16 protein-coding genes and 1 riboswitch are annotated in these 15,305 nt (G+C 44.1%); of the genes, 10 read left to right on the top strand and 6 right to left on the bottom strand.

What is annotated here, in order from left to right; translation table 11 throughout:
• Positions 1-4: 4 nt before the first annotated feature.
• Positions 5-2,497, top strand: coding sequence for a HAMP domain-containing sensor histidine kinase (locus K5677_RS06085; RefSeq protein WP_296725844.1), 2,493 nt, complete (start codon positions 5-7; stop codon positions 2,495-2,497).
• A 74-nt stretch (positions 2,498-2,571) separates the two neighbouring features.
• Here K5677_RS06085 and K5677_RS06080 read toward each other — a convergent pair whose 3' ends face one another.
• Both K5677_RS06080 and K5677_RS06075 read right to left on the bottom strand, forming a co-directional pair.
• Positions 2,572-3,396 carry a hypothetical protein gene (locus K5677_RS06080; protein ID WP_296725841.1) on the bottom strand — a complete coding sequence of 275 codons (825 nt, stop codon included), beginning with the start codon at positions 3,394-3,396 and terminating at the stop codon, positions 2,572-2,574.
• Positions 3,389-3,943: a sigma-70 family RNA polymerase sigma factor gene (locus K5677_RS06075; protein WP_296725838.1), complete on the bottom strand. Its 555-nt coding sequence runs from the start codon at positions 3,941-3,943 to the stop codon at positions 3,389-3,391. Before K5677_RS06075 ends, K5677_RS06080 begins: the two co-directional genes overlap by 8 nt.
• Before the next feature lie 228 nt (positions 3,944-4,171).
• Here K5677_RS06075 and K5677_RS06070 point away from each other — a divergent pair, with 228 nt between their 5' ends.
• The 7 genes from K5677_RS06070 to thiE all read left to right on the top strand — a co-directional run bounded on the left by K5677_RS06070 (position 4,172) and on the right by thiE (position 9,393).
• Positions 4,172-5,032: a radical SAM protein gene (locus K5677_RS06070; RefSeq protein WP_296725836.1), complete on the top strand. Its 861-nt coding sequence runs from the start codon at positions 4,172-4,174 to the stop codon at positions 5,030-5,032.
• A gap of 65 nt (positions 5,033-5,097) precedes the next feature.
• A riboswitch (TPP riboswitch) is annotated at positions 5,098-5,204 on the top strand.
• Between the two features lie 51 nt (positions 5,205-5,255).
• Complete coding sequence (gene thiS / locus K5677_RS06065; RefSeq protein WP_296725833.1) at positions 5,256-5,450, top strand: sulfur carrier protein ThiS; 195 nt, start codon at positions 5,256-5,258, stop codon at positions 5,448-5,450.
• Positions 5,451-5,454: 4 nt separating this feature from the next.
• The gene (gene thiF, locus K5677_RS06060; protein ID WP_296725831.1) at positions 5,455-6,090 is read left to right on the top strand and encodes a sulfur carrier protein ThiS adenylyltransferase ThiF; all 636 of its coding nucleotides are present in this window, start codon (positions 5,455-5,457) and stop codon (positions 6,088-6,090) included.
• A gap of 13 nt (positions 6,091-6,103) precedes the next feature.
• A complete protein-coding gene (locus K5677_RS06055; protein ID WP_296725829.1) occupies positions 6,104-6,874 on the top strand; it encodes a thiazole synthase in 771 nt (256 codons plus the stop codon).
• Between the two features lie 36 nt (positions 6,875-6,910).
• A complete protein-coding gene (thiH, locus tag K5677_RS06050) occupies positions 6,911-8,164 on the top strand; it encodes a 2-iminoacetate synthase ThiH (RefSeq protein WP_296725828.1) in 1,254 nt (417 codons plus the stop codon).
• Positions 8,157-8,753: a thiamine phosphate synthase gene (locus K5677_RS06045; protein ID WP_296725826.1), complete on the top strand. Its 597-nt coding sequence runs from the start codon at positions 8,157-8,159 to the stop codon at positions 8,751-8,753. Before thiH ends, K5677_RS06045 begins: the two co-directional genes overlap by 8 nt.
• A 4-nt stretch (positions 8,754-8,757) precedes the next feature.
• Positions 8,758-9,393: a thiamine phosphate synthase gene (gene thiE / locus K5677_RS06040; RefSeq protein ID WP_296725824.1), complete on the top strand. Its 636-nt coding sequence runs from the start codon at positions 8,758-8,760 to the stop codon at positions 9,391-9,393.
• 214 nt (positions 9,394-9,607) lie between these two features.
• On the opposite strand, the gene K5677_RS06035 is transcribed toward thiE, so the two are convergent.
• Both K5677_RS06035 and K5677_RS06030 read right to left on the bottom strand, forming a co-directional pair.
• Entirely contained in the window at positions 9,608-10,081 is a 474-nt protein-coding gene (locus K5677_RS06035; protein WP_296725820.1) for a TspO/MBR family protein, read from the bottom strand.
• Positions 10,082-10,138: 57 nt separating this feature from the next.
• On the bottom strand, positions 10,139-10,801 hold the full coding sequence (locus K5677_RS06030) for a metallophosphoesterase (RefSeq protein WP_296725818.1): 663 nt from the start codon (positions 10,799-10,801) through the stop codon (positions 10,139-10,141).
• A gap of 240 nt (positions 10,802-11,041) precedes the next feature.
• Here K5677_RS06030 and K5677_RS06025 point away from each other — a divergent pair, with 240 nt between their 5' ends.
• Positions 11,042-12,460: a D-alanyl-D-alanine carboxypeptidase gene (locus tag K5677_RS06025; protein ID WP_296725816.1), complete on the top strand. Its 1,419-nt coding sequence runs from the start codon at positions 11,042-11,044 to the stop codon at positions 12,458-12,460.
• Positions 12,461-12,497: 37 nt separating this feature from the next.
• Here the strand turns inward: K5677_RS06025 and K5677_RS06020 are convergent, their stop codons facing one another.
• Positions 12,498-13,235: an SH3 domain-containing protein gene (locus K5677_RS06020; RefSeq protein ID WP_296725814.1), complete on the bottom strand. Its 738-nt coding sequence runs from the start codon at positions 13,233-13,235 to the stop codon at positions 12,498-12,500.
• 138 nt (positions 13,236-13,373) lie between these two features.
• Here K5677_RS06020 and K5677_RS06015 point away from each other — a divergent pair, with 138 nt between their 5' ends.
• Positions 13,374-14,225 carry a prephenate dehydrogenase gene (locus K5677_RS06015; protein WP_296725813.1) on the top strand — a complete coding sequence of 284 codons (852 nt, stop codon included), beginning with the start codon at positions 13,374-13,376 and terminating at the stop codon, positions 14,223-14,225.
• Here K5677_RS06015 and K5677_RS06010 read toward each other — a convergent pair.
• On the bottom strand, positions 14,218-15,168 hold the full coding sequence (locus tag K5677_RS06010; protein WP_296725811.1) for an RluA family pseudouridine synthase: 951 nt from the start codon (positions 15,166-15,168) through the stop codon (positions 14,218-14,220). The genes K5677_RS06015 and K5677_RS06010 overlap by 8 nt on opposite strands.
• Positions 15,169-15,305: the final 137 nt, after the last annotated feature.

Raw genomic sequence — 15,305 nt, 5'->3', positions numbered from 1 at the left:
ATAAATGATCCTTAAAAAGAGGCTGACGCGAATAATCGCTTTCATAATATCCTGCACACTTGTGGGAATATGTGCTTTTCAATGCGTATTCATTGTAAATGAGAACATGAAGCAGGTAGATTCACGCAGTAACCGCGATGATGTTATGGAAAGTCACGATTATACCCATGATATTAATCATCTGTTTGACCAGCTCTGGGCGGTAAGCAGCATATATTTGCGAAATACCGATAAGAACAGCAGATACACCTGCTCGAAGGAGTACGAAAAGTCAATAAAACAGGCAATGCAGGAGCTTGAGCTTATGGACATAAGCGGAAAGCTGACCATTGAAAATCCTCGTGATTTTGAATATTATGCAAGCTGCGGAGACAGAGTCCTCACCAATACTACAAAATCGGCAGAGGAGCTTAAAAGTGACTACAGTATAGAATATATCAAGGGACAAACCAACTTTTTTCCTAAGGGAATGAACTGGTATCATCAGGGCGAAAAGCGCTGGTATACTACAAATTATGGGCTGACTTACTATTTGATGTACGGCTCGCTGCCCAAGCAGGCAGTCGCACTGTATGACCTTGATACTACAGACTTAGAAAGCTATACCGACGACTTTGGGGCAGTTTTATATTATAAGACAGACGGAACTATGCCTGTTCCCGAGAATAATTACAGAAATAACGAAGAACTTGAATTCGAGCCTGCAAACAGAGAAGCATTCGAGCAGTTTGAACACGACGAGGAAAATGTATATTATGCACTTCCCGATGAAAGAAACGGATTTGAACCTAATGAAAGAGACATATGGTCAGAGGGGAAAAATGTGGAAAGTGTCGGAGATATGTCCGAGGTCACTGATACTGATATGTATATGTTCTTTGATGAGAACAGCCGAAACTGGATCAAAGTAAGCAAGGATAAATTTCAGAAATATGACGAAAAAAACAGCGATATAACAATTTATATCAAGCCTTCCGAAGCTCTTATCTCCGAGTATGAGCAGTATCAGACGATGCGCGGTAATATCGAGCAGGACTCTGTCCACAAGGCGATGCCGCTTATTCCCGTTGGCATTGCAGGCGCTATAATCGCGCTGCTTCTCCTTATTGCCTGCGGATATGACGCTGAGAAAAAGAAATTCGTCCTTTCAATGCCTGACCGTATATTCGCAGAACTGCCTGTAGTATTCATCGCAGGGGCGGCAGCAGGCGTTTTTGCACTGCTTTATGGCATGGACGAGATCAGGACTGTCCTCGCGGAGTATTACACAAACGTGGATATGGGCGGGATAATCACAGGAAGTGCCTTAACAGCCTGTTATGCAATAGCACTTGGCTCACTGATAACACTTTCCACACGGCTTAAATGCGGAAGTGTCTTTAAAACTTCTCTCACAGGACGCATACTGGTTTTTGTATGGAAATACTTAAAAAAGCTTTGCTCTTTTATCCGTAAAAAGCTTGATCTTCGCAGTATAAGGCATATCGAGAAAAAAGCGCTGAAAAATGACCTATTTATGCGCAGGTTCCTTATGCGTACAGCAATAGCCGCTGCGGCAGAATTCTTTGTTTTTATCGCAACTATCCCTTCAAGAGAGCTCGAAGCGTTCCTTGTTTGCTCTGTATTTTTGCTTGTGCTGTATGTTATATTCAGTTTCCGCGATCATGCTGAGATAGCAGCAGTAGCAAAGCAGATAGCGGATATGAACGGCGGAGACTATTCACCGAGGCTTGTTCCCGAGAAGTCCCCTGCATACGGTATGACGAACAATCTCAACAATATCTCTGACGGCATACGCCATGCAGTTGATAAGCAGGTGCAGTCCGAGCGTATGAAGATAGAGCTTGTAACAAATGTATCACATGATCTTAAAACTCCGCTCACGTCTATAATCAGCTATATTGACCTGCTTTCTGCGGAGGAGATGAGCCCTGCGGCAAGGGATTATGTAAATATTATCAGCCAGAAGTCCGACAGACTGAAAGCAATGGTGTCTGATCTCTTTGACCTTGCAAAGGCAACAAGCAACACTGATGTCAATAACGAACAGATAGATGCCGTGATCCTGACTCGGCAGGTAATAGGTGATATGACGGACAAAATAGCTCAATCGGGCATGGAGGTGCGCACGGATATCAAGGTGCAGACTGCTCCTATTATGGCTGAGGGCAAAAAGCTCTACCGCGTATTGCAGAACCTTATTGACAATGCGCTGAAATACTCGCTGACAGGCACAAGAATATACATAAATCTTGACAGCGATGAGAAGCTTACATATATTTCCGTTAAAAATATCTCTGCTGAGGAAATGAATTTCACTCCGGAGGAGATAACAGAGCGCTTCACTCGCGGCGATAAATCGAGAACTACCGAGGGCAACGGACTCGGACTCTCCATAGCGAAGAGCTTTACCGAAGCCTGCGGCGGAAAATTTGAGGTAGTTATCGACGGCGATATGTTTACCGCAAATGTTATACTTCCGAATATAGAAAAATAATTTAATGCTCGAAGTGCATCAGAGCATAAAATGATAATACCTCTTGGTTTTATCCCAAGAGGTATTATTTTTGATTATCTGCCGTAGTGCTCTTCATGCATACCTACCTCAGCTCCGTGACGGAGCAGATAGCAGGTCTGCTGCTTTGTGAGATAGCCCTCCTCTGGTTCCTGTGTACTTGGCATATCAGGTGTTTTTCGCCATACCCAGCCGGAGCTGAGATTTATGTGGTATCTTGTGCCGTCCGGCGCATAGAGAACATACTCGGGTATTCCGTCACAGGTGTAGGGGATATAGCTCAGGCTTGCAAGGCTCTGGAATATATCAAAATCCTCGTCAAAGCTTTCATTTTCACCGTATACTTGCTTTAAGCATTTTTCAGCTGTGGACGTCGGCGGTGCAGTTATATTTGACTCAGCGGCAGATATATCTGTCTGCAATGGCGCTTCGGTGTGATTTTTCGTCTCATTTGGACCGGTTTCTGACTGTTCTGAGACAGTAATAGTATTAGAACTTTCCTTTGTTTGTGATAGCTTTGCGGTGGTCTCCGCAAGCTTTTTCTTTATATTCTCTTTCATTGTCAAAGTTTCCGTGCATGGAGCTGTTTCTTCTTCCGTGGGCTCAGTCTGTGTTGAAGTCTCTGTGCTTGCTGTTATGACTGACTCATCATCGGGTACAGTTTTACCGCGGCTGCTCAGATATGATGCGCCTGCCGCACCTACTCCTGCCACAAGCAGCAATGAAGCCGCAAGGGTAACAGCCCACTGCCATACAGGTATGCGATAGGGCTCGGCTCCCGATACTGTCGTTTCTTGCTCACTATGTAAAGAAGCTTCGGAATCGCGCATCAGGTCGTCGTCTATCATTGTCATAGCCTTCATAAAATCGTTCTTATTCATAGTCATATCCTTCTTTCCTGAGATATTCCTTTAACTTTTTCCTTGTTCTGAACAGATAAGTTGCAACTGTTTTCTCATTTAATGAAAAGCGCTCTGCAATATCGGATATTGAGTCTCCGAAGCTGTAGCGGCGGATAAAGACCTTGCGGTGCTTATCGTCCTGCGTACGGAGGAATCGGCTTATAGTTCCTGCAAGCTCTTTAAGACGTATATCTTCGTCAGGTGTGGCAGGCACGCAATCCGATATTTCTTCAATTGAGACGGTATATCGACTGTCACGCTTGGCAGCCGAGTTGTATTCAAGCCTGTTTATAGCGATATTTCTGACTATGCGGCATAGATAGTTCTTTATATCATCAGGACTTGCAGGAGGGATACTTTTCCAGACCTCGTAATAGGCTGAGTTTACACATTCCTCGATGTCTTCGGGCTGTGAAAGTACATTTCCTGCAATATAAATACAAAGCTTTTCGTATTTGAGCCTTAGCTCGTCTATTGCAGACTGGTTCCTCTGGCGAAAAAGCTCGATTATTGACGAATCGTCCATATTATCAGCCTCCTTTCATGAGGCGTTGAGGTCCTCTGTATATATAGACAGGATTTTTGTGCGAAATATTTCACATTTGCGGAAAAAAATTCATAAGATCGCGTTGGATTTGATCTGAGCAGATATACCGTGGAAAAGCTGTATTTGAGCACGGGATTCAGATGAAAAGCTTGATTTTTTAGTATTGATATATTATAATATACTAAAAATATCAAGGAGCACTGAACTATGCATTTTGTGGAAGCAAAAGGGATACTTTCCTCAAAAAACGGAATGAATATCTATCGCGGCTGCACTCACGGCTGTATATACTGCGACAGCCGCAGTCTGTGCTATAATATGACTCATGCCTTTGAGGATATTGAAGTAAAATGCAATGCACCGCAGCTTCTGGAAAAGGCTCTGCGCTCAAAGCGGAAAAGGTGCATGATAGGTACAGGGTCAATGTGTGACCCGTATCTTCCCATAGAGGGTGAGCTGAAGCTCACAAGACGCTGTATGGAGCTTATTGAGCAGTATCAGTTCGGGGTGTCGGTGCTTACAAAGTCAGACCTTATAGTGCGTGATATAGAGCTTCTTGATTCTATAAATCAGCAGGCGAAGGCTGTTGTACAGATGACTATGACTACCTGCGGCGAGAAACTATGCAGTATCATCGAACCTGATGTATGCGGTACAAGAAGGCGATTTGAGGTGCTTATGGAGATGAAACGCTGCAATATACCCACAGTTGTCTGGCTGACGCCCTTTCTGCCGTATATTAATGATACCGAGGAGAATCTTCGGGGACTTCTTGATTATTGCGGAGAAGCAGGCGTAAAAGGCGTTATCTGCTTCGGGATAGGTCTTACACTGCGTGACGGCAGCAGAGAGTACTTCTATTCGGCATTGGACAGACATTTTAAAGGGCTTTCAGACAGATACCGCAGAGAGTTCGGACTGTCCTATGAAATAGTCAGCGCGAAACATGACAGACTTATGCGGATTTTAGATGATTTCTGCTATAAATACGGAATTATGCAGAACAGGGAGTGCTTTGCGTATCTCAGCGAGCTTCCCGAAAAGTACCAACAGCTCACACTTTTCTGATAAAGATGTGTGCAAAACGGCAAAATGGAAAATAAGACTTGATTTTCAAAAAATATGGTGATATAATAAGTTTACAGGGGAGCTTGTGGAACAGGCTGAGAGGAAGGTGATACCTTCGACCCTTCGACCTGATTTGGTTAATGCCAGCGTAGGGAGTATGCTTTATGAAATGCATTCGGGGAACTGCGTTTGGCGGTTTCCCGATTTTTGTTAGGAGGTAGCTATGGTAAAGATAAACGGAGAGCTTTTCGACAAAGACGGTAAAACTGTTGCCGAAATGCTTGCTGACATGGATATAAGCGTTCAGCGCGTAGCCGTAGAGCTCAACGAGGAGATAGTCCCGAAGGCTAAGTACGGCGAGATTGTACTCAAAGACGGCGACAAGGTAGAGGTCGTGCGCTTTGTGGGAGGCGGCTGATACTGTGATACCCACAAGAGAAGAAATGTACAAGGCGCTTGAAGAGCGCCACGGTGCGGAGCTCCAAAGAAAGCTCAGTGCCGCTTCCGTAGCTGTATGCGGTCTGGGAGGTCTCGGCTCGAATATCGCGATCGCACTTGCAAGGGCAGGGGTAGGAAAGCTCCACATCATCGATTTTGACAGGGTAGACATCTCAAATCTCAACAGGCAGCAGTATTTTCCGGAGCAGCTTGGACAGTTCAAGGCAGATGCCATGTACGATAACTTGAAACGCATAGCGCCTTACTGCGAAATTGTCAGGGAGCAGGTAAAGCTTGACGAGAAAAATATCCCGAAGCTTCTTGCAGAGGACGACATTATCGTTGAAGCCTTTGACAAGGCAGACCAGAAGGCAATGCTGGTGAACTGTGTGCTGGAGTATCTGCCTGAGAAATATCTTGTATCGGGCTCGGGAATGGCAGGCATAGCACCCTCGAATATGATAACTACAAAGCGCATGATGAAGCGCTTTTACCTTTGCGGTGACGGAGTCAGTGACGTCGAAAACGGTATGGGACTTGTTGCTTCAAGGGTACTTATCTGCGCAGGACATCAGGCTAATGCTGTTATCAGGATCATTGCAGGAGAATATGATATATAAGGAGTAATAAATTATGAAAGATGATAAGCTTGTTATTGGAGGACATGAGTTCTCCTCACGTTTTATACTCGGCTCGGGAAAGTATTCCCTCAGCCTTATCGAAGCTGCTGTAAAGTACGCAGGCGCTGAGATAATCACCCTTGCGGTTCGCCGCACAAACTCCAAGGAGCACGAGAATATCCTTGACTATATCCCAAAGAATGTAACTCTTCTGCCAAATACTTCGGGTGCAAGAAATGCCGATGAGGCTGTCCGTATCGCAAGACTCGCCCGTGAGCTCGGCTGCGGAGATTTCGTAAAAATAGAGATAATGCGCGATACAAAGTACCTCCTCCCCGATAATCAGGAGACAGTCCGCGCTACTGAGATACTTGCAAATGAAGGCTTCATTGTAATGCCATATATGTATCCCGACCTTAATACTGCCCGTGACCTTGTTAATGCAGGTGCAGCTTCTGTAATGCCTCTTGCTTCACCTATAGGCTCAAACAAGGGACTTGCTACAAAGGACTTCATACAGATACTCATTGACGAGATAGACCTGCCTATAATCGTTGACGCAGGCATCGGCAGACCTTCACAGGCTTGCGAGGCTATGGAAATGGGTGCAGCTGCTGTTATGTCAAATACAGCTCTTGCAACAGCGGGCGACCTTCCTGTAATGGCAGAAGCTTTCAAGCAGGCTATCGAAGCAGGCAGAAAGGCTTATTTAGCAGGTCTCGGACGTGTCCTCACAAGAGGAGCTTCTCCGTCTGATACACTTACAGGCTTCCTGCATGACTGAGCTGTATCTGAAAATTAACTGAAAGAAGATTTTTTAATGGATAATAATTATTTTGTAGACTCAGATAAGCTTTCTGAGGCTGCACTGAAGAAAAAACATATGCTTGAAACTGATCCGTCCTCACGTACAAATCATATGGAGTACATGGAGGGAATGGAGCGTATCAAGTCTGACATTATGGAAAAGGTAATGACTGAGATGAAGAATTATGATTATTCTCAGTATACTGCCCGTGATGTCAATGCAGCCCTCAACCATGACGTATGCTCTGTTGAGGACTTCAAGGCACTTCTTTCTCCTGCCGCAGAGCCGTTCCTTGAAAAAATGGCTGCAAAGGCAAGGCTTGAGACACAGAAGCACTTCGGCAATACGGTATATCTGTTCACTCCGCTGTATATTGCGAATTACTGCGAGAATTACTGCGTTTACTGCGGCTTCAACTGCTACAATGACATCAAGCGCATGAAGCTTAATATGGAACAGATAGAGCATGAGATGAAGGTAATTGCCGACAGCGGCATGGAGGAGATACTTATCCTCACAGGCGAAAGCCGTTCACAGAGCAGTGTTGAGTATATCGGCGAAGCCTGCAAGCTTGCACGAAAGTACTTCCGCATGGTGGGCGTCGAGGTATATCCTCTTAATACCGATGAATACAAGTATCTCCATGAATGCGGTGTTGACTACGTTACCGTATTTCAGGAGACCTATAACAGCGACCGTTATGAACAGCTTCATCTGCTTGGTCACAAGAGAATTTTCCCGTACCGTTTCGAGGCTCAGGAGAGGGCTCTTATGGGCGGCATGAGAGGTATTGCCTGCTCAGCACTTCTGGGACTTTCTGATTTCAGAAAGGACGCCCTTGCAAGTGCCCTCCACGTTTACTATTTGCAGAGAAAGTACCCACAGGCTGAGATCTCACTTTCATGTCCGAGACTTCGTCCTATCATCAATAACGACGAGATAAATCCGCTTGATGTACATGAAAAGCAGCTCTGCCAGATACTCTGTGCATATAGGATTTTCCTGCCTTTCTGCGGTATTACAGTTTCCTCACGTGAGAGCGAGACCTTCCGAAACGGTATCGTAAAAATAGCCGCTACTAAGATCTCCGCAGGTGTTTCCACAGGTATTGGTGATCACGAGAGCAAGTATACTGGAAAGGAGAGCGATTCGGCAGAGGGCGATGAGCAGTTCGAGATAAATGACTGCCGCAGCTTCGATAAGATGTATAAGGATATGTCCTCTGAGGGACTCCAGCCTGTGCTGAACGACTATCTCTATGTCTGATATGATCTGTGTAACTGCCCGTAAGCTTTGCGGCGGTGATTTCATGGAACAGCTTGCAAAGATAGCAGAAGCTGATCCAAAGTATATCATTCTTCGTGAAAAAGACCTTGATGAAGCAGAATACCGCGTACTTGCACAGAAGGCTATGGAGATATGCTCACATAGTGATACAAAGCTTGTTCTGCATTACTTCTGGAAAACGGCTATTGAGCTTGGTGCTGACAGCGTGCATCTGCCTTTGCATATACTTCGTGAGCTTTCAGCTGAGGAAAAGTGCTGTTTCAGACTTATCGGAGCTTCCTGCCATTCTGTGGAAGACGCTGTGGATGCTGAAAAGCTGGGGGCAAGCTATATTACCGCAGGTCACGTCTTTGCCACGGACTGTAAAAAGGGACTTCCACCCCGAGGGCTTGGTTTTCTTCGTGAGGTCTGTCAAAGCGTTGGTATACCTGTATATGCTATCGGCGGCATTTCGCCTGAAAACTTTTCTGAGGCGATAGAAACAGGTGCTTCGGGCGCTTGTGTTATGAGCGGCTTTATGAGAAGTTCTGATCCCAAAGCGCTTATGAATAAATTTAATAGGAAGTGAATATATGAAGTTTGATAAAAAGCAGCTTCTGCTCTATGCAGTTACGGAAAGAAGCTGTCTCCGCGGAATAAGCCTTGAAGAAGCTGTTGAGCAGGCTATTCTCGGAGGTGCTGGCTGTGTACAGCTCCGCGAAAAGAATATCAGTCAGGACAAACTTATTGCAGAAGCTAAAAAGCTGCTGGCGATCTGCCATAAATACAATGTTCCGCTTATTATCAACGATGACTATGAAGCAGCGCTGAAAAGCGGTGCAGACGGAGTACACGTAGGTATTGAAGACGCTCCTGTTGCAGATATACGTAAAAAAGCAGGTGAAAGCTTCATTATCGGAGCTACAGCAAAGACAGTTGATCAGGCAAAGCTTGCAGAAAGCTCTGGGGCTGATTATCTTGGAGTGGGAGCAGTATTCCCGTCACCTACAAAAACAAATGCTATAAGGATAACTCCGCAGCAGCTTGCTGAGATATGCGGTTCGGTAAGTCTGCCGGCTGTTGCTATCGGAGGCATAACAGCTGAAAATGTACATGAGATAAAGGGCTGCGGTCACAGCGGCATAGCAGTGGTTTCGGCTTTATTCGGAGCTGAGGACGTAAAGTCTGCTGCACAGGCGCTGTGTGCGGCTGTAAAGGAAACATTATAACAGAAAAAGCTGCGTCGGGATCAGTCCTAACGCAGCTTTTCTCATGTGTTATTTGCAGCAGATACCGAACATATCACAGAGTATCTTCCAGATGTTGCACATAATAATATCCCTCCGTATGTATTCACCCTTTCGGTGTGATCTTATTATAGCATGAGAGGGGGCATTTATTCAATGCAAAAATAATGGCAGAATCAATGGTATTAATTACGTTTTAGTTCAGTAGATAAATGGCGATTGCAAGATAGGACGCAAAGCCCAGCCATACCAGATAGGGGATATTGAGCTTTGCGGCAAGAGGAGAGATTTTTTTGAAAGAAAGTATCATGGCTCCCACAAGCAAAAACAGTATAACTGCCGTAGCAGCTGCCAAAGCAAAGGCACGGAAGCGGAAGAATATGATGCTCCATGAAAAGTTTACTGCAAGCTGGATGTAATACAGACGCAGAGCATTTGAACGGCGTATCTCGTTTTTTCTGTTGTTCCATATCATATAGGCGGATATACCCATGAGTGCATAGAGTATCGCCCATACAACAGGGAACAGCCATGCAGGAGGAGAAAGCGGAGGTCTGATGACTTCTGCGTAAAATGATGTGAAATCTCCTGCAAAAAGAGCGGATAAAGCTCCCGCAAGTTCTGCTGTGACAATAAAAATAAGCAGATCCGTTAATTTGAATTTCTTCATAGTATTACCTCTTTTGATTTGATAGTAAATACTATGTCGGACCTGCTTATAATATGTCTATTTCAGCGGATAGAGGCAGTCGTAAACTGCATAGAATTTCAGCGGTATATGCTTATCAATGTGGCATTTCCCGAAAAACCATTTTTTGTAGGTACAGTTCTTGATGATGTCCTCAAAAAAAGCGTGTACCTCAAGGTGTTCAAGAACATCAACTCCGAGACATTCCTTGAGAGAAGCAGGGGGCTCATGCGTGATTATGTAGTCAACCTTGTAATTATGCTCCTTTAGATTTGCAATACCCTCAAGTATCTCCTGATGAGTAGGCTGCTCGCGCTCCCACCAGTCGATGTTTCTGCGGAAGTCTATATCCTGACTGTGACCGCCGCCGAAAGCAAATATTTTTTTCTTTTCGATGGTGTAGACCTGCCCTCTTATGAGATGAAATATATTCTTCTCAATAAGATGGATCTTTCCGCCGTTCCATTTTTCGACGGGGTATTTTTCCAGCAGATCGTAGTTTTCGTGACAACCGTCTACAAAAGCTATCCTGAAATTTTTCTCGGCGAGCCTTTTAAGTGCGGCTTTCTCCTGTTTTGAATTATTCCAGATGAAGCCGAAATCACCTGTTATGATAAGGGTATCGCCTCGGGCTAATTTTTTCATTTCAGAGCTTTTAAAACGTGTGATGTCTCCGTGGGTGTCTCCTGTTACGTAGATCACATTAAAACCTCCGTTCTTTTGTTCTTTTATAGCAGCTTTTTATATCTGTACTGCATTTTGTGATTATTATTGTAGCATATTTTTTTATAAACGTAAAGAGGGGAAAGGAAAATTTCAGAAAATTTTAATAAAATTTCAAAAACCTCTTTTAAAACAGACAGAAATCTGATATAATATAATTCAGTATCGTTTATTGATATGAAATATAGCGAAAATTTCGCTTGATATAAAGGAGAATATATGAAGAAGCTCTTATCCTTACTTGCTGCGGTCGTAATGGTGCTTCCATTTGTAAGTTCAGCCAAAGCTGCGGCAGTGAATTTTCCGCTGAACGAGCCTATACAGAGCGAATCGGCGGTGCTTATAAATCTTGATTCAAACATGGTCATACACGAAAAGAATGCCGACGCAAAGCAGATGCCGGGGCCGCTTGTAAATATAATGACAGCTGTTGTCTGTCTTGAAAACTGCCCTGATCTTGATGAAAAGGTGACTATTGACGAGTCAATATACGAATACCTATATAATTATGAATATCCCGATGACCTGAGATTTGCAGAGATTGAAGACGGCGATGTCCTTACCATGAATGATCTTCTCTATGCGATGATGCTCACTTCTTCTGTTGAAGCCTGCGAGACTATTGCTTATAAGATAGGAAAAGGCGATACAGCTCGTTTTGTGGATATGATGAATGAAAAAGCAGCGGAGCTCGGCTTGTTCGATACTCATTTTACCAATGCAACAGGCTTGTATGATCCTAATCAGTATACCACTGCAAATGATATGACAAAGCTAACGATGTATGCTCTCGATGTTCCGATGTTTGAGACTATAGCAACGACCTTCAGCTATACTCCGTCGATACCTAACCCGGAGCACCATGAGAATCCTGAGGAATGGATATGGACTCATTCAAATGTTATGATGGATTCCGACGGTGACTACGCCTACAGCGGTACAAAGGGCATAAAGACTGCAAATCTTGATATGGCAGGCAGAAATATCATCACTATGGCAAGCCGTGACGGAAACAAGTACCTTGCAGTTCTTCTGAAGTCTCCGCTGAAATCATCGAGCGGTGATATAGCGTATTTCCATATAGTTGATGCAATGTCACTTTTTGATTGGGCATTCGAGCATTTTTTCTATCAGACTATCCTTGCTGATACAGCAGAGGTGGGAGAGCTTCCCGTTGAGCTTGCAGAGGGCAATGACTATGTTCTTGCAAAGCCTAAGGAGGAGTTTACCCGTATATGGTATGACGAGATAGATATATCGACTATAAGCCGTGACAAGGTGGAATGGTACAAAAATTCCTTACAGGCTCCTGTGGCAAAGGGAGAGCCCCTCGGCAGGGTTACTCTTGAATATTCCGGCGAGGAGCTGGGGACTGTGGAAATAGTTGCGGTAAGCAATGTTGAGCGTTCGGTATCCAAGTATAATATCTATGTTGCCAAAATGTTCCGCAAGTCAAGATGGTTCAACAGAGCGCTGATGATTTCCTTCCTGTTATGTGCGATTTATATTCTGGTCTGCATTTACGCATATGTGGTGTTCAAGAGCAAATCAAAGCCTATGAAGCCGATTTATGCAGTTCCGAAGGTAAATAAGAATGACAGACGCAGACGCCGCTCACAGGACGACGATGAAGAATAATGAAAATACCGTACAGTTAAGCTGTACGGTATTTCTTTTATAGTGTTATATATTCACTGCTGGAATAGCCGTTAATGCCGTTATAGCTTACCACATACCAGCCGTTTGTCTCGCCGTTTATCATTACGGAGGCTCCGTCTGGCATAGAGCCGATAATATTTCCCGATAACGATGGATAGCTTCGAATATTGAGATTACTTCCGTCTGTGGTAACAGTTCCCCAACGGACAGCGCCTGCATTTACAAATGGTATACCAAAGTAATCACAGAGAGAGTTTGCTATATTTTTTGCTATGGCCTCGAGATTGTTCTTCAGCCATGCTTCATCTGCGTAATTATCGTGATAGCCCAGCTCACATAGTACCGCCACCGCCTTAGTGCGCAGCACCTCTCCCAGTGAATAGGTGGGAACAGCTCTGACCTTGTCCGGGAGAGGATATATCGATTTAAGGTTATTGGCAATTATATTTGCAAGCTTTTCGCTGTAGCTGCTTTTAGGTGCAAAATAAATATCTATTCCTCTCAGCCTGCCTGCGAGGTTTTCGGGACCGGCATTTGAATGGAGAGCGAGATGAACGTCGTAGCTGCCTGCATTGGAGTCTGCGATAGCTCCCGTAACGTTTCTGACGGGATCGTTGCGGACAAAGGTTATGCCGCATGAGCGGAGATAGGGCTCCATGCGGTCAGCAAGGAGATTCATATAAAGCTCCTCATTGCCCTCAGTGGCATATTGGTTCCATTCCTGAGTGGAAGGACTTAAAAATACCTTTGGCATAAAAACATTCCTTTCAATAGATTGAGAAAGCTCTCTTTATATTTTATGCAGATGAGAGAAAAATGTTTTTAAAGCTATTGACTTTTACTGTTTAAAGTGTTATACTTTAAATGATAAAAGATACTGGAGGAGATTTTTATGAATATTCTTGTTGTCGGACTTGGTCTTATCGGCGGTTCTATCTGTAAGGCGCTGAAAAAGTACACATATCATACAGTGACAGGCTGTGACCTGAATCATGATATTGAAAATGCTGCACTGCGCGATGTAGCTCTTGATAATGTATTTGACGGAAGCTTTGAAAGCTATGACCTTATCATAATAGCACTTTTCCCGCAGGGTTCTGAGCAGTTTTTCAAAGAAAATGCTTCAAAAATAAGCAAAAAAACTCTTATAACCGATGTATGCGGCATAAAGGGAGAGTTTTCCGAAAGAATGAAGGCTATAGCCGAGGCAAACGGACTAAGATATATCGGTATCCACCCAATGGCAGGCAAGGAGTTTGGCGGATATTACAACAGTACAGCCGACCTGTTCGTAAAGGCAAATTTCATTATCGCTCCTTTTAAGGACAGTGATGAAAAGGATACAGAGCTGCTGAAAAGCTTAGCTTCCGAGATAGGCGCAGGCAAGATAGTTGTGACAAGTCCTGAAAATCACGATAAAATGATCGCATACACCTCACAGCTGGCACATATAGTTTCCAGCGCATATGTAAAGAGCCCTGAGCTTGGCTTGGAATGTGGATTCAGCGGAGGCAGCTTTCAGGATATGACACGTATCGCTACTATGAATGAAAAGATGTGGACTGACCTTTTCATGCAGAACAGGGAGAATCTTCAGTACGAGCTCGATACTCTTATCGCCAATCTTAATAAGTACAGCGAGGCGCTAAAAAGTGGGGATAAGGATAAAATGAGAGCCCTCATTGCTGAGGGCAGAGAGCTCAAGGAGGAGAATCTTCGTCACAGAGTCGGTCAGCCTAACTAAAGAATCTGATTTCAAATTCTGGCTTTGGGGCTGTTATATCCAGCTTGTTGAGATAGCTTACAGCTGACTCCGCGGGGAGCTCGAAGCTCAGCTTATAGGCGCACAGTGCCTGACGGAATACGCCGTATCTTTTGTTTACAGCTGTATTACCGTATTTTCCGTCACCGAGGATAGGAGCACCTATGTGAGCAAGGTGAGCACGTATCTGATGAGTTCGCCCCGTGTAGAGAGTTACCTCCACAAGGGATAGGGGAGCTTTTTTGGCAAGGACACGGTATCCCGTCTTAATAGGCTTAAATCCTTCACATGGCGAGTCCAGAAGCTTTACAAGGTTTCTTGACTCGTCTTTCTGATGATATGCGGTGATTATATCCTCTGACCTCGGGAGAGGAGCTGTAGTAACACAGCGGTATATCTTATGAACGTTTCCGTTTCTTATGGCTTCGTTGATGTCACGCAGAGCAGATGCAGTCTTTGCGGCTGTCACAAGTCCGCAGGTGTTCCTGTCAAGGCGGCTGCACAGGGCGGGCGCAAAAGAGCTCTCATCTTCGGGGACGTATTCTTTTTTATTATAGAGATAGTGTTTTATCCTGTCGATAAGAGTATCTGTCATGGGACTTCCGTTTGAATGTGAGTCAAGTCCGACAGGCTTATTGACGATGAGTACGTTTTCGTCTTCATAGACTATATCAAGGTCGGCAGAGCAGTTAAGAAAGCTCAGGTCATGCTGTTTTCCTCCGGCAACATCATCTTTGACGTAAACAGTGACTATATCGCCTGTACTGAGCCGTGAACCTATATCACAGCGCTTGCCGTTAATTTTTATATCTTTTTTGCGTATCAGACGATACATCATGCTCTTTGGCATATCTGGAAGAGCTTTTGTTACAAATTTATCTACTCTTTGACCACTGTCATTGTCATTTATTACAAATTTTTTCATTTTTTATCTCCTGATTATTACACAAAAGTATCTATTAGTTACAAAAACATTTCTAAAATTTCTTCAAACCATACAAAATTGTGCTTCTTTTTATATTTTTTGGACTGTAACGGTTGAAATAAATTGAGAAGTATGTT

It is taken from the genome of Ruminococcus sp. (assembly GCF_024684275.1).
Note: the sequence above shows the minus strand (reverse complement) of the source record. Positions and strands in the feature narration are given on the sequence as shown.